General features: G+C 49.9%; 16 protein-coding genes. 7 read left to right on the forward strand and 9 right to left on the reverse strand.

The window, feature by feature from the left end:
* The 3 genes from A7589_RS06460 to yeaG form a co-directional block, all read right to left on the reverse strand.
* Positions 1-598, reverse strand: a 598-nt coding sequence (locus tag A7589_RS06460) for an MASE4 domain-containing protein (RefSeq protein WP_201261855.1), incomplete at its 3' end; no start/stop codon positions are given.
* Between the two features lie 280 nt (positions 599-878).
* A complete protein-coding gene (locus A7589_RS06465) occupies positions 879-2,162 on the reverse strand; it encodes a YeaH/YhbH family protein (RefSeq protein WP_000219690.1) in 1,284 nt (427 codons plus the stop codon).
* Positions 2,163-2,285: 123 nt separating this feature from the next.
* Positions 2,286-4,220, reverse strand: coding sequence for a protein kinase YeaG (yeaG, locus tag A7589_RS06470; protein ID WP_001019882.1), 1,935 nt, complete (start codon positions 4,218-4,220; stop codon positions 2,286-2,288).
* A gap of 435 nt (positions 4,221-4,655) precedes the next feature.
* Between yeaG and mipA the strand changes: the two genes are divergently transcribed.
* Entirely contained in the window at positions 4,656-5,399 is a 744-nt protein-coding gene (gene mipA / locus A7589_RS06475; protein ID WP_000163764.1) for a scaffolding protein MipA, read from the forward strand.
* A gap of 89 nt (positions 5,400-5,488) precedes the next feature.
* Complete coding sequence (gene yeaE / locus A7589_RS06480) at positions 5,489-6,343, forward strand: methylglyoxal reductase YeaE (protein WP_001189129.1); 855 nt, start codon at positions 5,489-5,491, stop codon at positions 6,341-6,343.
* A gap of 50 nt (positions 6,344-6,393) precedes the next feature.
* On the opposite strand, the gene A7589_RS06485 is transcribed toward yeaE, so the two are convergent.
* Together A7589_RS06485 and gapA are read right to left on the reverse strand one after the other, a co-directional pair.
* Positions 6,394-7,278, reverse strand: coding sequence for a D-hexose-6-phosphate mutarotase (locus A7589_RS06485; protein WP_010354164.1), 885 nt, complete (start codon positions 7,276-7,278; stop codon positions 6,394-6,396).
* Positions 7,279-7,361: 83 nt separating this feature from the next.
* The gene (gapA, locus tag A7589_RS06490; RefSeq protein WP_000153502.1) at positions 7,362-8,357 is read right to left on the reverse strand and encodes a glyceraldehyde-3-phosphate dehydrogenase; all 996 of its coding nucleotides are present in this window, start codon (positions 8,355-8,357) and stop codon (positions 7,362-7,364) included.
* A 341-nt stretch (positions 8,358-8,698) separates the two neighbouring features.
* On the opposite strand from gapA, the gene msrB reads away from it, so the two are divergent.
* Positions 8,699-9,112: a peptide-methionine (R)-S-oxide reductase MsrB gene (msrB, locus tag A7589_RS06495; RefSeq protein ID WP_001284609.1), complete on the forward strand. Its 414-nt coding sequence runs from the start codon at positions 8,699-8,701 to the stop codon at positions 9,110-9,112.
* A gap of 41 nt (positions 9,113-9,153) precedes the next feature.
* Positions 9,154-9,426 carry a YeaC family protein gene (locus A7589_RS06500; RefSeq protein WP_010345857.1) on the forward strand — a complete coding sequence of 91 codons (273 nt, stop codon included), beginning with the start codon at positions 9,154-9,156 and terminating at the stop codon, positions 9,424-9,426.
* 156 nt (positions 9,427-9,582) lie between these two features.
* Here the strand turns inward: A7589_RS06500 and pncA are convergent, their stop codons facing one another.
* The 4 genes from pncA to sppA all read right to left on the reverse strand — a co-directional run bounded on the left by pncA (position 9,583) and on the right by sppA (position 14,065).
* Complete coding sequence (pncA, locus tag A7589_RS06505) at positions 9,583-10,224, reverse strand: bifunctional nicotinamidase/pyrazinamidase (RefSeq protein ID WP_001120529.1); 642 nt, start codon at positions 10,222-10,224, stop codon at positions 9,583-9,585.
* A gap of 10 nt (positions 10,225-10,234) precedes the next feature.
* A complete protein-coding gene (ansA, locus tag A7589_RS06510; RefSeq protein ID WP_001170164.1) occupies positions 10,235-11,251 on the reverse strand; it encodes an asparaginase in 1,017 nt (338 codons plus the stop codon).
* A gap of 131 nt (positions 11,252-11,382) precedes the next feature.
* Positions 11,383-12,093, reverse strand: a complete 711-nt coding sequence (locus A7589_RS06515; protein ID WP_001030439.1) for an SIMPL domain-containing protein — start codon at positions 12,091-12,093, stop codon at positions 11,383-11,385.
* Between the two features lie 115 nt (positions 12,094-12,208).
* Positions 12,209-14,065, reverse strand: coding sequence for a signal peptide peptidase SppA (sppA, locus tag A7589_RS06520; RefSeq protein WP_001259800.1), 1,857 nt, complete (start codon positions 14,063-14,065; stop codon positions 12,209-12,211).
* A gap of 161 nt (positions 14,066-14,226) precedes the next feature.
* Between sppA and A7589_RS06530 the strand changes: the two genes are divergently transcribed.
* The 3 genes from A7589_RS06530 (at position 14,227) to topB (ending at position 17,904) form a co-directional block, all read left to right on the forward strand.
* On the forward strand, positions 14,227-14,778 hold the full coding sequence (locus A7589_RS06530) for an NAD(P)H nitroreductase (protein ID WP_000339289.1): 552 nt from the start codon (positions 14,227-14,229) through the stop codon (positions 14,776-14,778).
* A 116-nt stretch (positions 14,779-14,894) separates the two neighbouring features.
* Positions 14,895-15,938, forward strand: coding sequence for a selenide, water dikinase SelD (gene selD / locus A7589_RS06540; RefSeq protein WP_001298241.1), 1,044 nt, complete (start codon positions 14,895-14,897; stop codon positions 15,936-15,938).
* Positions 15,939-15,942: 4 nt separating this feature from the next.
* The gene (gene topB / locus A7589_RS06545) at positions 15,943-17,904 is read left to right on the forward strand and encodes a DNA topoisomerase III (protein ID WP_001235828.1); all 1,962 of its coding nucleotides are present in this window, start codon (positions 15,943-15,945) and stop codon (positions 17,902-17,904) included.
* The last annotated feature ends 79 nt before the right edge of the window (positions 17,905-17,983 follow it).

The raw sequence follows: 17,983 nt of genomic DNA on the forward strand, positions 1-17,983 counted from the left end.
GTTCAGGGGGCCAGTCTACCCAGCTCGCCGTATGACTATCCGGACAATAATCTACGACATACAAAGAGTAGTCAGGATTATAGCTGCTCAGGTTGTGTGCCAGAAAAGGGAAAAATATAAAAGGTATCAGCGCCAGCAACAAGATACAGGTTTTTTTCTTGTTGTTCGTCAGGATGCTATTTCGTCCATAACAGTAGAGAGCCAGTGCGGTTAAGCAAATGAAACTTAGCTGGCGAAATAGATATAATATGGAAATATCATTCGACTTCGTCTGAATAAGTGTGCTGTCATTGATAGGCTTATGAATAATGAAAATGGTTTCAGTTAAATAGAAAAGACCACTTAAAAAAGCAAGACTTAAAATGAGTGTTGGGAAAATATCACGCTTAATGAAATATTTCATTAGCATGAAAAGAAAGATGATGGAGTTGAGGAAAAATAAAGCCACAACAACCATCAGGTAATTCATCTGCGGGATGAGTTTTATATTGGTGTTTTCGTTATATAAAGTGGTGATGCAAAATAAAATTAATGTCAGTAATAAGCTGAAAATAAAAAAGCTTTGAGCTTTTAATTTTTGTGTACCCATAGAAACCATAAAAAGGAGAGCAATGTGAGTGCTGGATTTTATTGATGGCAGAGATATATAGTTTTGACCAGGATCAAATTTCCTTATCGATAAAAAAATAATTAAAGAATACCCCTGAAAAAAAACGTGTTAACAGAATTATTTTTTTCGAATGATTTTTTTATGGAACTAAATTCTGTAAAGCTGATGCCGACATATTTAAAGAAATTGTAAACTAACGTATGTAATAAATGAATTAATTTACAGTGAGCTAAAAATCAGCCAGGCAATAATGACCCGGCTGATGGTTTTAGTCTTTAGTAGTTGCATTTTGTTTATGGAATAGCTCGCGGAACACCGGATAAATATCATCCTGATCGCGGATATGCTGCATCGCAAAGTTTTCGAAAGTAGATTGCAGATGCTCATATTCCCGCCACAATGTTTGATGAGCGCGGCGGGTAATTTCGATATAGCTGTAATAACGAACAACGGGCAACAATTTTTTCGCCAGAATTTCATGGCAAAGTGGAGAGTCATCAGCCCAGTTATCGCCGTCCGACGCTTGTGCAGCGTAGATATTCCACTGTGCCGGGTTATAACGCTCTTTCACTACCTCATCCATCAGTTTCAGGGCGCTGGAAACAATGGTGCCGCCAGTTTCCTGTGAGTAGAAAAACTCATGTTCATCAACTTCTTTCGCCTGGGTATGGTGGCGGATATAAACGACTTCGACGTTCTTGTATGTTCTGCTGAGAAACAGATACAGCAATATATAAAAACGTTTGGCCATATCTTTTGTGGATTGATCCATCGACCCGGAAACGTCCATCAGGCAAAACATCACCGCCTGACTGGAGGGATCGGGGCGTTTCTCATAATTCTTGTAACGTAAATCGAAGGTGTCGATGAACGGAACACGTTCAATTTTGGCGCGTAATTCGGCAATCTCTTTGCGCAGCCGTTCCTCTTCCAGCAATTGCGCAGGTTCACTGTTGCTGATGATGGCCAGATTTTCTTCCAGAGCATGAAGTTCCCGCCGCTTGCCTGCGGTCATCGCGGTACGTCGCGCCAGTGAGTTCTGCAATGAACGCACCACGCTGATATTGGCAGGAACGCCGTTAGCGGTGTAGCCTGCCCGATGCGTTTTATATTCGGTCAACTGGCGTTGCTGGTTTTGTTTCAGATTGGGTAAGGCTAAATCTTCAAACAGCAGGTCGAGATATTCGTCTTTCGAAATCTGGAAGACAAATTCATCCTGACCTTCACCGTCCTGACTGGCCTGACCCTGACCACTGCCGGAGCCACCGCCGCCGCCTTGGGGACGTTCAATTCGATCATTCTGTACAAAATGGTCATTGCCCGGATGAACGCGATGGCGCAGGCCGCCACGCCCCTGATGAAACATCGGTTCGCTAATATCTTCCGTTGGGATAGAAACGGACTCGCCGCTGTCGACGTCGGTCACCGAACGCTTATTGATGGCCTCGGAGATCGACTGTTTGATTTGCGCTTTATAACGGCGTAAAAAACGCTGGCGATTCACCATGCTTTTGTTTTTGCCGTTCAGACGCCGGTCAATAAACCAGGTCATATGCCCCCCGTACTGCATTTGCCAACTGTATGCTGCACCTGTATTGCCGGATACGCTTCGCTTATCCGGCCTGCGGTTCGCTGTCGTTGTCGGCCCGGTAACATGTACACCGGGCCGTTGTTGTTAAGACGATTTACGTACGCGCAAATACCATTCGCACAGTAAACGCACCTGTTTACGGGTGTAGCCTTTTTCCATCATACGGTCGACAAAATCGTCGTGTTTCTTCTGCTCGTCGGTTGAGGTTTTGGCGTTAAACGAAATGACCGGCAACAACTCTTCGGTATTGGAGAACATTTTCTTCTCGATAACCGTGCGCAGTTTTTCGTAGCTGGTCCAGTTCGGATTGCGTCCGCTGTTATTCGCCCTGGCGCGCAGCACGAAGTTGACAATCTCGTTGCGGAAATCTTTCGGATTGCTGATCCCCGCCGGTTTTTCAATTTTCTCCAGCTCGGCGTTAAGAGATTCGCGGTCAAACAGCTGCCCGGTATCCGGGTCGCGATATTCCTGATCCTGGATCCAGAAATCCGCATAGGTGACATAACGGTCGAAAATGTTCTGCCCATATTCGGAATAGGATTCGAGATAAGCTGTCTGGATCTCTTTACCGATAAACTCGGCATATTTCGGGATCAGATAACCTTTCAGGAACTCCAGATAGCGTTCTGCCTGCTCTTGCGGGAACTGCTCGCGCTCAATCTGCTGTTCAAGAACGTAGAACAAGTGAACCGGGTTAGCCGCCACTTCCACGTGATCGAAGTTGAACACGCGAGAGAGGATCTTAAACGCGAAACGCGTGGACAGACCGTTCATCCCTTCATCGACGCCTGCGTAATCACGATATTCCTGATACGACTTGGCTTTCGGGTCGGTATCTTTCAGGCTTTCGCCATCGTAAACGCGCATCTTTGAATAAATGCTGGAGTTTTCTGGCTCTTTCAGACGCGAAAGAATGGAAAAACGTGACAGCGTTTCAAGCGTACCAGGCGCGCATGGGGCGTGAGTCAATTCACTGTGATTAAGCAGTTTCTCGTAGATTTTGATCTCTTCGGAAATGCGCAAGCAATACGGCACCTTCACGATGTAAACACGGTCGAGGAAGGCTTCGTTGTTTTTGTTATTACGGAAAGTGACCCATTCGGATTCGTTCGAGTGAGCGAGAATAATCCCGTTAAACGGCAGGGCAGAGATACCTTCCGTCCCGTTGTAGTTACCTTCCTGGGTGGCGGTCAACAGGGGATGCAGCACTTTTATCGGTGCTTTAAACATCTCGACAAATTCCATGATCCCCTGGTTTGCACGACACAGCGCACCAGAATAACCATAGGCGTCCGGATCGTTCTGCGCGTAGTGTTCGAGTTTACGAATATCGACTTTCCCTACCAGCGCGGAGATGTCCTGGTTATTCTCATCGCCGGGTTCCGTTTTGGCGATGGCAATTTGTTGCAGAATAGACGGCCAGACCTTCACAACCCGGAATTTAGTAATGTCGCCACCAAACTCATGCAGACGTTTCGCAGCCCACGGCGACATGATGGTGCCGAGGTAACGGCGAGGAATGCCATACTCTTTTTCCAGGATCTGCGCATCTTCCTGTGGATTGAACAGACAGAACGGATGATCGTTGACCGGGCTGCGTTCACCGTTGGCGCTCAATACATAAATAGGCACGAGCTGCATTAATGATTTCAGTCGCTCAGCAAGCGATGATTTACCCCCACCTACAGGCCCCAGCAGATACAGGATTTGTTTCTTCTCTTCCAGCCCCTGAGCCGCGTGTTTCAGATAAGAGACAATCTGTTCAATCGCGTCTTCCATGCCGTAAAACTCTTCAAACGCCGGATAACGTGCAATGACCCGGTTGGAAAAGAGTCGAGAAAGTCTGGGCTCCTGGGCCGTATCGACCATGACTGGCTCACCAATAGCCATCAATAGCCGCTCAGCCGCGTTGGCATAAGCACTGCGATCTTGCCGACAAGTGGTAAGAAACTCCTGCAGTGTGAACTCTTCGTCCTTGGCAGCTTCATATCGCTGGCGATAGTGATCGAATATATTCATGGTATGCCGTCCTTTCGTTTTTTAGCACAGGTTAAGAGCCGTTCATATGAATAGTAGAGGCTCCCGGAAGAGGTAAACTGAACGACGTCTCTTGCTAAAACACAGCAACTCTCATGCCATCTTACCGACTGCGAGAACAACGTGCCCGGTGATACACCTTCAAAATTAAGCGTAGATGGCAAATGGAAAACTTGCCTGCATGGCTTTCTGGATTTCAATGGCATATCAACAACTCATCCATAAAAATTGCATAATTAATGTAAAGAATATTGCCGCCAGTAACGCAAAATTCATTCAGGTGTAAGCCCGATGTCATCAGCGTCAGGAAAATTAAACAGTTACCTTTAGAAATGAAAATGTAAAAAGGTTGGGTTTCGATGTATTGACGGGTAAACTTTGTCGCCCGCTAAACATTTGTTTAAGGAATGATTAATTGTGACCAAACTCAAACTTCTGGCACTTGGAGTGCTTATCGCAACGTCTGCAGGCGTAGCGCACGCTGAAGGTTTTTCCCTGGGCGCAGGCGTAGGTGTCGTTGAACACCCCTATAAAGATTACGATACCGATGTTTACCCAGTACCGGTAATCAACTATGAAGGCGATAACTTCTGGTTCCGTGGCTTAGGTGGTGGTTACTACCTGTGGAATGACGCAACGGATAAACTTTCAATTACCGCTTACTGGTCGCCGCTTTACTTCAAAGCCAAAGACAGTGGCGATCACCAAATGCGCCACCTGGATGACCGTAAGAGCACCATGATGGCCGGTCTGTCCTACGCACACTTTACCCAGTACGGTTATCTGCGTACCACTTTGGCAGGCGACACACTGGATAACAGCAACGGTATCGTGTGGGATATGGCCTGGTTGTACCGTTACACCAACGGCGGCCTGACCGTGACTCCGGGTATCGGTGTGCAGTGGAACAGCGAAAACCATAACGAATACTATTATGGCGTATCGCGCAAAGAATCCGCTCGCAGCGGTCTGCGTGGCTATAACCCGAATGACAGCTGGAGTCCTTACCTGGAGCTGAGTGCCAGCTATAACTTCCTCGGCGACTGGAGTGTTTACGGCACCGCACGCTACACCCGTCTGTCTGATGAAGTTACCGACAGCCCGATGGTGGATAAATCCTGGACTGGTCTGATTTCTACCGGGATCACCTACAAATTCTGATAATGCATCTTTCCAGGGCATTTTGTGCATAAAAACAGGGCGTGACGCCCTGTTTTGCATTACGGTGGGGCAAAAACCTGGAGGAAACAATGCAACGAAAAATGATTCCGTTTAGTGGCGATGTCTCACTGCCAGCCGTAGGGCAGGGAACATGGTATATGGGCGAAGACGCCAGCCAGCGCAAAACCGAAGTGGCTGCACTACGCGCGGGCATTGACCTCGGTTTAACCCTCATTGATACCGCCGAAATGTATGCCGATGGCGGTGCCGAGAAGGTGGTCGGTGAAGCATTAACCGGTCTGCGTGATAAAGTCTTTCTCGTCTCTAAAGTCTATCCGTGGAATGCCGGCGGACAAAAAGCGATTAACGCATGTGAAGCCAGTTTACGCCGACTCAATACGGATTATCTCGATCTTTACTTATTACACTGGTCTGGCAGTTTCGCTTTTGAAGAGACTGTCGCAGCGATGGAAAAACTGATCGCTCAGGGCAAAATCCGTCGCTGGGGTGTTTCTAATCTTGATTATTCTGACATGCAGGAGCTCTGGCAGGTGCCGGGAGGAAATCAGTGTGCCACTAATCAGGTGCTTTATCATCTCGGCTCACGAGGGATTGAGTATGATCTACTCCCCTGGTGCCAGCAACAGCAGATGCCAGTGATGGCTTACAGTCCGTTAGCCCAGGCCGGGCGGTTGCGCAATGGGCTGCTAAAAAACGCGGTGGTCAATGAAATTGCGCAAGCTCACAATATCAGCGCGGCACAAGTATTGCTGGCGTGGGTAATCAGCCATCAGGGCGTGATGGCGATTCCAAAAGCGGCAACTATCGCGCATGTTCAACAAAATGCAGCAGTGCTTGAGGTTGTGCTTTCGTCAGAGGAATTAGCCATGCTGGATGAAGCGTATCCGGCACCAAAAGGTAAAACTGCGCTGGATATGGTGTGATGTTGGGAAATGCCGGATGCATCGCACCCGGCATATAAAACTAGCACAAATTAGCGTTTCGCAACGCGAATGGATTGTGCCAGATGTGAAGGTTGCTCTTTGGTCGTTTTTTGTGTCTCAGAGGCGTAAGCGGTTTCTACGCAGACAAAGGTTTTATAACCATCATCTGGCATATCGCCCATGCTGACTGAAAGAGCCGGGCCTGGGTTCCAGCCGACGACGTTCAGATGATGCTGGTGACCAACGGTAATAATACGATTCAACGCTTCGTCATTAATCACACTGCAATCTTGCGGATTCAGGTACACGCGATCGGTACGATCAGGGAAGGTCTGAACACCGTCGGTCAGTACATCTTCTTTCGCGTCATTCACTTTATCAATGAAGCGATCGCCCAGACCACTGACGCTTACCTTAGCAATATCACCCACGTTAAAGTAGGTATGCAGAGCAGAGGTGGTTTCAAATTCGCCATTCGCTTCAAGATCGATTTCACAGGTTTTACCCACGCGGAAATGCGCTAACAGCGTAAAGTCGTGCGACCAGTATTTTTTCGTCTCGTCGCTTTGCGTCAGTTCGAAAGTCAGTGTCACGCTATCGGCATCTTCACTATGCGATTTCAGCGTCCACGGCAGATTACGGGCAAAACCGTGCGCAGGCAGACCTTGTTGTGCTGCCGGACCAAACCACGGCCAGCAAACTGGCACGCCACCGCGAATGGCGACGCCATTTTTGAACGGAGTGTTATTGCTCAACCACAGAACGTCTTCTTCACCCGCAGGCTTCCATGAGAGAAGGTGTGCGCCCTGTAATGCAAAAGAGGCTTTTACCTGGGGATGATCGACCACAATGAGGTCCAGTTCATCCAGTTTACGACGGGAGAGGACAGGGGAAATTTGTTCGATGACCGGAAGGGCGAAAATTTTCTTAATCATGACGCAGTCCTTTAACTTCATTTCATCAGGTAAAAAAAAGAGCGACCGAAGTCGCTCTTTTTAGATCACAAAGTCATCTCAACTTATTTGGAGATGTGAGCGATCAGATCCAGAACTTTGTTGGAGTAACCGGTTTCGTTGTCGTACCAGGATACCAGTTTCACGAAGTTGTCGTTCAGAGCGATACCAGCTTTAGCATCGAACACGGAAGTGCAAACTTCGCCGTTGAAATCGGTAGATACTACGTCATCTTCGGTGTAGCCCAGAACGCCTTTCATTTCGCCTTCAGCAGCAGCTTTAACGGCAGCTTTGATCTGCTCGTAAGTTGCAGCTTTTTCCAGACGAACGGTCAGGTCAACTACGGATACGTTCGGGGTCGGAACGCGGAACGCCATACCAGTCAGTTTGCCATTCAGTTCTGGCAGTACTTTACCTACAGCTTTAGCAGCACCGGTAGAGGACGGGATGATGTTCTGGGAAGCGCCACGGCCGCCGCGCCAGTCTTTGTGAGACGGGCCATCAACGGTTTTCTGAGTAGCGGTAGTAGCGTGAACGGTGGTCATCAGACCTTCGATGATGCCGAAGTTATCGTTGATAACTTTAGCCAGCGGAGCCAGGCAGTTGGTGGTGCAGGAAGCGTTGGAAACGATGTCCTGGCCAGCATATTTGTCGAAGTTAGCGCCTTTAACGAACATCGGAGTGTTGTCTTTAGACGGACCAGTCATAACCACTTTTTTCGCACCAGCGGTGATGTGTTTACGAGCAGTTTCGTCAGTCAGGAACAGACCGGTTGCTTCAGCGACAACGTCAACACCAACTTCGTCCCATTTCAGGTTAGCCGGATCACGTTCAGCGGTAACACGGATTTTTTTACCGTTAACGATCAGATGACCGTCTTTCACTTCAACGGTGCCGTCGAAACGACCGTGAGTGGAGTCATATTTCAGCATGTATGCCATGTAATCAGCGTCTAACAGGTCGTTGATTGCAACGATCTCGATGTCAGAACGTTTCTGAGCAGCACGGAAAACAATGCGACCGATACGGCCAAAACCGTTGATACCTACTTTGATAGTCATATATTCCACCAGCTATTTGTTAGTGAATAAAAGGTTGCCTGTAAAATTACAAAAACCTTACGCAGCGTCAAGCGGAATCGTGTCAATCATTGCGACAAATCAATCCTGTGCCTAAGCATTACGCGACTGACTCGCCTCACTCTTCCTTTGGGCTTGAGACCACATGGGGTCGGCGCCCAGAATTTTAAAGGGCAATTACGATAAAAATGTGATTTTTATCACGTTTTAAGTGCTGCCATTTCGTTGAGATCAAGTTTAGAACAAAATTTTGCGAGTTGGTGTTAATGTTTTGTTAGAATAAGTCACGTAATGTGAGCGTGATTAAAGTGAGATGTGAGCAAATGGCTAACAAACCTTCGGCAGAAGAACTGAAAAAAAATTTGTCCGAGATGCAGTTTTACGTGACACAGAATCACGGGACGGAGCCGCCATTTACTGGACGTTTATTGCATAATAAGCGCGACGGCATTTACCACTGTTTGATCTGCGACGCCCCTCTGTTTCATTCTCAAACCAAGTATGATTCAGGCTGTGGCTGGCCCAGTTTTTATGAGCCGGTGAGTGAAGATTCAATCCGTTATATCAAAGACTTGTCACATGGAATGCAGCGGATAGAAATTCGTTGTGGAAACTGTGATGCTCATCTGGGCCATGTTTTTCCCGACGGCCCACAACCCACAGGCGAACGTTATTGTGTTAACTCGGCATCGTTGCGCTTTACTGATGACGAAAATGGCGAAGAAATCAACGGTTGAAAAAACGATTCAGCAACTTATTCCACAGGAGCGGGAAAATTATGAATCTTGATGAAATAATCAACAGTATGACGCCTGAGGTTTACCAGCGTTTATCGACAGCCGTTGAACTGGGTAAATGGCCAGATGGTGTTGCATTGACCGAAGAACAAAAAGAGAACTGTTTGCAACTGGTGATGCTGTGGCAAGCGCGAAACAATACCGATGCGCAACATATGACTATCGATACGAACGGTCAGATGGTCATGAAGAGCAAACAACAGTTGAAAGAAGATTTTGGTATCACGGCAAAACCAATTGCCATGTTTAAGTGAATGAATTGTCCCCTTTGTAGAGCGTTTACGAAGGGAGGGGATAATCTTTACTGTCACGTGTTGGTTGTTTGATTTAACAACCAACATGCCAGAGGCACCGCTGCCGCACTTTATCTGGCCTACAACATCAGTACAGTATTGTAGGCCAGCGTAAAATTATCCCTGCGTCTCTTCCCAGTCCGCCAGCGTGTATAGCGTTGCCCCAGCCGCTGACATCTCCATAAACGCGTGCGCACTGTCCTGTGGCTGGATATTCACGCCGCGACAGCCATCGGTAATCACGTTCACGCTATAACCTGCCTGCAATGCGTCCAGCACGGTAAACTTCACGCAATAGTCGGTAGCCAGCCCCATAACGATCAATTCATTGATTTCATGTTCGCGCAACCAGTCATCAAGCGCGGTTTTCTGCCGACGTCCGTTATCAAAAAAAGCACTATAACTGTCAACTAAAGGGTTTTCGCCTTTATGGAACACAGCGGCGATCGCTTTTTGATTCAGTAACGGATGTAATTGTGCGCCTTCACTGTTCTGCACACAGTGTTCAGGCCAGAAAGTTTGCGGCAGGCCGTCGAGTTGCCCCTGCGTATAAGGCTCTACACCGTGCTGGCTGGCAAAACTGCCATGGTTAGCCGGGTGCCAGTCCTGACTGGCAATAACCGCTTCTCCGCGCGACTGGCACCAGTCAATAAGGCGGTTAGCAACATCCACTGTGCTGTCACCTTCCGGTACGGCGAGCGCGCCACCAGCACAGAAATCATTTTGTAAATCGACCAGTAACAGGGCGCGATGGGGCATTGCAGTCTCCTTAATCATCCGGCGTCAGTTCGCCGCGCAGGTTTTGGCTCATGGCCTTACGAATGGTTTCGGTATCCAGTCCCTGGCTAAGCAGGTAGTGCAGTTTGGTTAATGTGGCTTCTACAGTCATATCCGCGCCGCCAATAACCCCGGCATGGGCGAGGGCGTTACCGGTAGCGTAACCCCCCATGTTCACTTTACCGGACATACATTGTGTCAGGTTGACCACCACAATACCGCGATCGCTGGCCTCTTGTAATTCTTGCAGGAAGGCTTTGTTTTGTGGCGCATTGCCCACGCCATATGAGCGCAAAATCAACGCCTTCACCGGTTGGCGGAGGAAATTGCGCACAACGTCAGCAGAAATCCCCGGATAAATTGTTACCACACCGATCGGTTGTGGGGTGATCGGATGAACGATCAGTTCACCTTCGCCGTGCGGTGCTGGGGGCGTATTTAAACGACGGATGTGAATACCGGCTTCCAGCAATGGGGGAAGATTTGGTGACGCAAAGGCATCAAAACCATCGGCATGGGCTTTGGTGGTGCGGTTACCGCGATACAGACGGTTATTAAAAAAGAGTGTTACTTCGTTGATCGGGTAATTCGCCGCAACATACAGCGCATTCAGCAAATTGATTTGTCCGTCAGAGCGTAATTCGGCTAAGGGAATTTGTGACCCTGTCACAATTACCGGTTTGCCGAGGTTCTCCAGCATGAACGACAGCGCAGAAGCGGTATAGGCCATCGTATCGGTGCCGTGCAGAATGACAAAACCATCATAGTCGTCATAGTGCGCTTTAATATCTTCAGCAATATGCTGCCAGTCTTCCGGCGTCATATCAGAAGAATCCATCAGCGGTGTATATTCATGAATAGTGAAATCTGGCATCTCCGGGCGATGGAACTCCGGCATCAGCGCCAGTTGGCGTTGCAAATGACCTGACACCGGAATATAACCCTGCTCGGAACGCTGCATCCCGATGGTCCCGCCCGTGTAGGCGACATAGATAGATTTCTTTTGCATGATATTGATATGAATGATGTAGAAAGAGCAAAAGTATATACGTGAGGCAGGGGGAGCGCACCTGGATACTCTGTGGATATGAGAAAAGTACGGCGGAACAGAGGAACTGGCGTCCCGCCGGATAAAAGTGGTTAATCCTGCAACGCATAGGTTACGGTCGTGACTACGCGCACTGTTTTATTAATCGCCGTAGGATCATCTTCGTCACTGCCACTGGCGAAGATCTGGAATACGCCTTGTGATGCATCGCTAATGGAACCTACCTGGCTACCTGAGTCCGTTGCAAATTGTAATGCTGCGTTGCGTGCATCTTTGGTGGCGGCAGCAATCATCTCGGCGCGCAGTGCGCCAATACCATTAAAGCGATAGGCGACTTTGCTCTCGGCGATAGCGCCATCCGTAGCAACTTGCAGTTCATTTAATTTAGCGACAACTTTTTCGACAGCAGCAACGTTATGAGTTTTTATCGTAACGGAGCCGTCGGCGTTATAGCGTGGCATTGTGGGATCATCTTTGAGATAAAAGGAATCCGTTCGTTTACTGGTCCACTGACCGAGGTTTATCTCTTTGTCGTTAATCCCCTGAGCGTTGAGTTCGGCAACAATTTTTTTCTGTGCGTCTTCCAGTTTTGGGAAAAGCTCGCCGGGAACATTACCTTTAAAGTTAATCGCAATTGTTAATTCTGCCGTATCTGCGCGAACTTCTTTTTCCGAAAGCCCCCGCACGTTTACATAGCGGTTGTTGGTCTTTAAATGTTTAACACCATCGCCGACGAAATAACCACAGGCGCTGATCCCCAGTCCGAGGACAATAGCGGCAATTAAAGAGGGTGCCTTATTCACTGATGACTCCTTATCAGATGCTAAATGAGCAAGGCAATGTAATGGAGGGTGGGAGTGAAAGACAGTCCGGTTCAGGAATGTGGCCGACAACATATCGGCCACATATTTACAGAAATTAACGCACGTTGGCGCAGGTCAGGCAAAACGCATAACGGTTTTGCGGGTCGTTAAACGCTGCCAGCTTGTCGCTTTCGCTTTTCACGGTAGAGGCTACCGAAGCCAGTGGGGCAGGTAACATGGCCTGGAGCGCATCTGGCAACATCGCCCGGACAGAACCTGACATGTTGTCCATCACTTTGTCGAAGAAGGTCGGTTCATCGACGTAATATTCCAGATGCCACTGCTTCAGTTTTGCCAGTTCTGCCGCTTTTGCGACCGCATCATCGAAATCACCGAGGCTATCGACCAGGCCGTTAGCTTTCGCATCCTGACCAGTCCAGACGTGCCCCTGAGCGATTTTATCAATCTGTTCCGGCGTCGATTTGCGCGCATCGGCAACCAGCGTGATAAAGCGTTTGTAGCCATTCTCAATGCTTAGCTGCATCATCTGCTGCGCTTCCGGCGGCAGTGCTTTAGTGATGGAAACATCCGCCAGCGGTGAAGTTGAGACGCCATCGGTATGAACACCAATCGAATCCAGACTGTTTTCGACGGTAGTGATCACGCCGAAAATACCAATAGAGCCGGTCAGGGTGCTGGGGTTAGCCACAATGTAATTAGCCGGAGTGGAGATCCAATAGCCGCCGGATGCCGCCATGCCGCCCATTGACACAACCACAGGTTTGCCCGCTGCTCTGGCTGCTGCCAGTTCAGAGCGGATCACCTCAGAGGCCGTAACGCTGCCGCCAGGGCTATTAACGCGCAGAACAATCGCTTTCACTTTTGGATCAAGACGAGCATCGCGGATTTGTGCCGCAGTGGTATCACCGCCTACATTCCCCTGAGTTTCCTCGCCATCCATAATTGCACCATTGGCAAACACTACACCGATGCCATCACCGCTATCTGCCGGAGTTTTCAGTGCGTAATCGTAATAGCTAATGGCGCGATAATTTTTATCCGCCTTACTCCAGCCGAACTCTTTGGTCAGGGCTTTTTCGATTTCGGCACTTGACGCCAGCGCATCCACCAGTTTGTTATCCAGCGCATACTTCGCGGTATCGCCGCCAGTTTTGGTTAAACCATCAAGCAAACCTTGCGCCCCAGGGAATACCTGCTGGGCAGGGATCTGGCGGTTAGCTGCAACGGTATTAAGATAGTTTTGCCACAGCTCACCAATCCAGCGGCTGTCAGCTTCGCGGGCTGCCGGTGACATATCATCACGAATAAACGGTTCAACGGCAGATTTATACGTACCAACGCGGAACACATGAGTGGAAACTTTTAACTTATCCAACAACGATTTGTAGTACAGACCGTTGGTGGCAAGGCCATGTAGGTCGACCACACCTTGCGGGGAAAGCCAGATTTTATTGGCGAAACTGGCAAGATAATACTGCCCCTGACTGTAGTTCTCGCCAATGGCATAAACCGGTTTACCGCTGTCACGAAACTCTTTCAGAGCTTTGCCGATGTACTGCATGGAAGGCTGATCGCCGCCCGCGAAGTTTTTCAGATCCATCACGATACCGGTGATATTGCGGTCGTCCTTCGCCTGACGAATAGTGTTGACGATATCAAACAGCGAGTTTTCCTGCAGACGATCGGAACTGGCACCAAGCAGCTGACGGCTTAACTTACTAAACCGCTGCGAACTGTCGGGCTTATCGACGATCACGCCAGAAATATCAAGCAGCAGTGCGCCACGACTGGCGGTTTCTTTCGAATCACCACCGCTGACCTGCATCCAGATCCCAACGCCAACCAGCACGAGAAAAATAAAGAACAGGTTAAGTACCATTTCACGGACAAAATTCAGCAGACGCCACGTCCATTTAAAAAATCCGGCAATAAATCGCCAAAGGGTTCGCATGTATTCTCCCAGACTAAAAGTTACACCTGTTGCAGGTGCAAGTGATGTGGTTATCGTAATGACCCAACCGGCACTTGTCAGCAGGAATCATGGACTGTGCTGTAACAAAATCCACTCTCGTGTTAATTTTGTGAATAAACATCATGACAGGAGTTAATCAAATGGATGCACTCGAACTATTGATCAACCGCCGTAGCGCCTCCCGTCTGGCTGAGCCAGCGCCAACGGGTGAGCAACTGCAAAATATCCTGCGCGCGGGTATGCGTGCGCCAGACCATAAATCCATGCAACCGTGGCATTTCTTTGTGATTGAAGGGGAAGGGCGTGAGCGTTTCAGCGCCGTTCTGGAACAGGGGGCGATTGCTGCCGGTAGCGATGAAAAAGCAATCGACAAAGCGCGTAATGCGCCGTTCCGGGCGCCGCTCATCATAACAGTGGTGGCGAAATGCGAAGAAAATCATAAAGTCCCGCGCTGGGAACAGGAAATGTCGGCGGGTTGCGCGGTTATGGCAATGCAAATGGCGGCGATTGCCCAGGGCTTTGGCGGCATCTGGCGCAGTGGCGCATTAACTGAAAGCCCGGTGGTGCGTGACGCATTCGGCTGTCGCGAGCAGGATAAAATTGTTGGATTTCTCTATCTTGGTACGCCACAACTGAAAGCGTCAACGTCGATAAACATTCCGGACCCGACACCGTTTGTGACTTATTTTTGATAAAAACGGCAAAACTGTGTGGATTGTGAGCAAAGGCGCAGTAATTCAGACACTCTCACTTATCACTTCACGGAATGAGGGTTACCATACCCGGATTGCATTGACAGGAGATGTCCATGAGCGAGAACTCGATTCGTTTGACCCAATACAGCCACGGAGCCGGTTGCGGCTGTAAAATTTCCCCAAAAGTGCTGGAAACTATCCTGCACAGCGAGCAGGCGAAGTTTGTTGATCCGAATTTGCTTGTGGGTAACGAAACCCGCGACGATGCGGCGGTGTACGATCTGGGCAATGGCACCAGCGTTATCAGCACCACCGACTTCTTTATGCCGATTGTTGATAATCCTTTCGATTTTGGTCGCATTGCGGCGACTAACGCCATCAGCGATATCTTCGCGATGGGCGGCAAACCGATTATGGCAATTGCGATCCTCGGCTGGCCGATTAACAAACTGTCCCCGGAAATTGCCCGCGAAGTCACCGAAGGTGGTCGCTACGCATGTCGTCAGGCGGGTATTGCGCTGGCTGGCGGTCACTCCATCGACGCGCCGGAACCGATTTTCGGTCTGGCGGTAACGGGGATCGTTCCGACTGAGCGGGTGAAGAAAAACAGTACCGCACAAGCCGGATGTAAACTGTTCCTGACGAAACCGCTGGGGATTGGCGTTCTTACCACTGCGGAGAAAAAATCACTCCTGAAACCGGAACATCAGGGACTGGCGACGGAAGTGATGTGCCGGATGAACATCGCAGGCGCGTCCTTTGCCAACATCGAAGGCGTAAAAGCGATGACTGACGTTACTGGTTTTGGTCTGCTGGGGCATTTGAGCGAAATGTGTCAGGGCGCAGGCGTACAGGCACGTGTCGACTATGACGCGATCCCGAAACTGCCGGGCGTGGAAGAGTACATTAAGCTGGGCGCAGTACCTGGCGGCACCGAACGCAACTTTGCCAGCTACGGTCATCTGATGGGCGAAATGCCACGTGAAGTGCGCGATCTGCTGTGCGATCCGCAAACTTCCGGCGGTCTGCTGCTGGCGGTGATGCCAGAGGCTGAAAACGAAGTAAAAGCTACCGCTGCTGAATTTGGTATCGAACTGACGGCGATTGGCGAACTGGTGCCTGCGCGCGGCGGTCGTGCCATGGTTGAGATCCGTTAATTCAATGCGGTTATTTATTGCCGAAAAACCGAGTCTGGCGCGCGCTATTGCTGATGTCCTGCCCAAACCGCACCGTAAAGGCGATGGCTTTATCGAGTGCGGTAACGGTCAGGTGGTGACCTGGTGTATTGGTCACCTGCTTGAGCAGGCGCAGCCAGACGCCTACGACAGTCGCTATGCGCGCTGGAATCTTGCGGATTTGCCGATTGTCCCGGAAAAGTGGCAATTACAGCCACGCCCCTCCGTGACCAAACAACTTAACGTCATCAAACGCTTTCTGCATGAAGCCAGCGAAATTGTTCATGCCGGAGACCCGGATCGCGAAGGGCAATTGCTGGTGGATGAAGTGCTGGATTACCTGCAACTGGCACCGGAAAAGCGCCAGCAGGTGCAGCGTTGCTTGATTAACGATCTGAACCCGCAGGCGGTTGAACGGGCGATCGATCGTCTTCGTTCCAATAGCGAGTTTGTGCCGCTATGCGTTTCTGCGCTGGCGCGAGCGCGTGCCGACTGGTTATACGGCATCAATATGACCCGCGCGTACACCATTCTCGGTCGCAATGCGGGTTATCAGGGCGTACTTTCCGTTGGACGCGTGCAGACGCCCGTGCTCGGGCTGGTGGTGCGCCGCGACGAAGAAATTGAAAACTTCGTGGCGAAAGATTTCTTTGAGGTCAAAGCGCATATTGTGACGCCTGCCGATGAGCGATTTACCGCTATCTGGCAACCGAGCGAAGCGTGTGAGCCGTACCAGGATGAAGAAGGGCGCTTGTTGCATCGTCCGCTGGCGGAGCATGTGGTCAACCGCATCAGCGGCCAACCGGCGATTGTCACCAGCTATAACGATAAACGGGAATCAGAATCCGCGCCGTTGCCGTTTTCGCTTTCGGCGTTGCAGATTGAAGCGGCAAAACGCTTTGGTCTGAGTGCGCAGAACGTACTTGATATCTGCCAGAAGCTGTACGAAACGCACAAACTGATCACTTATCCGCGTTCCGATTGTCGTTATTTGCCGGAAGAACATTTTGCCGGACGTCAGGCGGTGATGAATGCTATCAGCGTTCATGCGCCGGGCTTGTTACCGCAGCCGGTGGTTGATCCGAATTTACGCAACCGCTGCTGGGATGACAAAAAGGTCGATGCACACCACGCCATCATCCCAACCGCGCGGAGTTCTGCCATCAACCTGACGGAGAACGAAGCGAAGGTCTATAACCTGATTGCCCGTCAGTATTTGATGCAGTTCTGTCCGGATGCGGTGTTCCGCAAATGTGTTATCGAACTGGACATTGCCAAAGGAAAATTTGTCGCTAAAGCCCGTTTTCTTGCTGAAGCGGGCTGGCGCACGCTGTTAGGCAGCAAAGAGCGTGATGAAGAAAACGATGGTACACCGCTGCCGGTGGTAGCGAAAGGCGATGAGTTATTGTGTGAAAAAGGTGAAGTGGTAGAGCGGCAAACTCAGCCACCACGTCATTTCACCGATGCAACGCTGCTTTCAGCGATGACCGGGATCGCGCGCTTTGTGCAGGACAAAGATCTGAAAAAGATCCTTCGTGCGACCGATGGCCTGGGGACAGAAGCAACGCGAGCCGGGATTATTGAACTGCTGTTCAAGCGTGGTTTCCTGACCAAAAAAGGGCGCTACATCCACTCCACCGACGCCGGAAAAGCGTTATTCCATTCGCTGCCAGAAATGGCGACGCGACCGGACATGACCGCGCACTGGGAATCGGTGCTGACGCAAATCAGCGAAAAGCAGTGTCGCTACCAGGACTTTATGCAGCCGCTGGTGGGGACGCTTTACCAATTGATTGATCAGGCAAAACGTACGCCGGTGCGACAGTTTCGCGGCATAGTCGCTCCGGGCAGTGGCGGTAGTGGTGATAAGAAAAAGGCTGCTCCACGCAAGCGAGCGGCGAAAAAAAGCCCGCCAGCAGATGAAGCGGGCAGTGGAGTGATAACATAGGCCGGATGCCAGAATTCCAACTCACTGATACAGCACTTTTCGTAGGCCGGATAAGGCGTTTACGCCGCATCCGGCACAA

Source organism: Escherichia sp. MOD1-EC6475 (assembly GCF_003046645.1).
In the GTDB taxonomy this organism is placed as follows: domain Bacteria; phylum Pseudomonadota; class Gammaproteobacteria; order Enterobacterales; family Enterobacteriaceae; genus Escherichia; species Escherichia ruysiae.

Coding starts and splice junctions, on each gene's coding strand:
- A7589_RS06465 (WP_000219690.1), bottom strand. CDS start 2,162: ATGACCTGGTTTATTGACCGGCGTCTGAACGGCAAAAACAAAAGCATG.
- yeaG (WP_001019882.1), bottom strand. CDS start 4,220: ATGAATATATTCGATCACTATCGCCAGCGATATGAAGCTGCCAAGGAC.
- yeaE (WP_001189129.1), top strand. CDS start 5,489: ATGCAACGAAAAATGATTCCGTTTAGTGGCGATGTCTCACTGCCAGCC.
- A7589_RS06485 (WP_010354164.1), bottom strand. CDS start 7,278: ATGATTAAGAAAATTTTCGCCCTTCCGGTCATCGAACAAATTTCCCCT.
- gapA (WP_000153502.1), bottom strand. CDS start 8,357: ATGACTATCAAAGTAGGTATCAACGGTTTTGGCCGTATCGGTCGCATT.
- msrB (WP_001284609.1), top strand. CDS start 8,699: ATGGCTAACAAACCTTCGGCAGAAGAACTGAAAAAAAATTTGTCCGAG.
- A7589_RS06500 (WP_010345857.1), top strand. CDS start 9,154: ATGAATCTTGATGAAATAATCAACAGTATGACGCCTGAGGTTTACCAG.
- pncA (WP_001120529.1), bottom strand. CDS start 10,224: ATGCCCCATCGCGCCCTGTTACTGGTCGATTTACAAAATGATTTCTGT.
- ansA (WP_001170164.1), bottom strand. CDS start 11,251: ATGCAAAAGAAATCTATCTATGTCGCCTACACGGGCGGGACCATCGGG.
- sppA (WP_001259800.1), bottom strand. CDS start 14,065: ATGCGAACCCTTTGGCGATTTATTGCCGGATTTTTTAAATGGACGTGG.
- A7589_RS06530 (WP_000339289.1), top strand. CDS start 14,227: ATGGATGCACTCGAACTATTGATCAACCGCCGTAGCGCCTCCCGTCTG.
- selD (WP_001298241.1), top strand. CDS start 14,895: ATGAGCGAGAACTCGATTCGTTTGACCCAATACAGCCACGGAGCCGGT.
- topB (WP_001235828.1), top strand. CDS start 15,943: ATGCGGTTATTTATTGCCGAAAAACCGAGTCTGGCGCGCGCTATTGCT.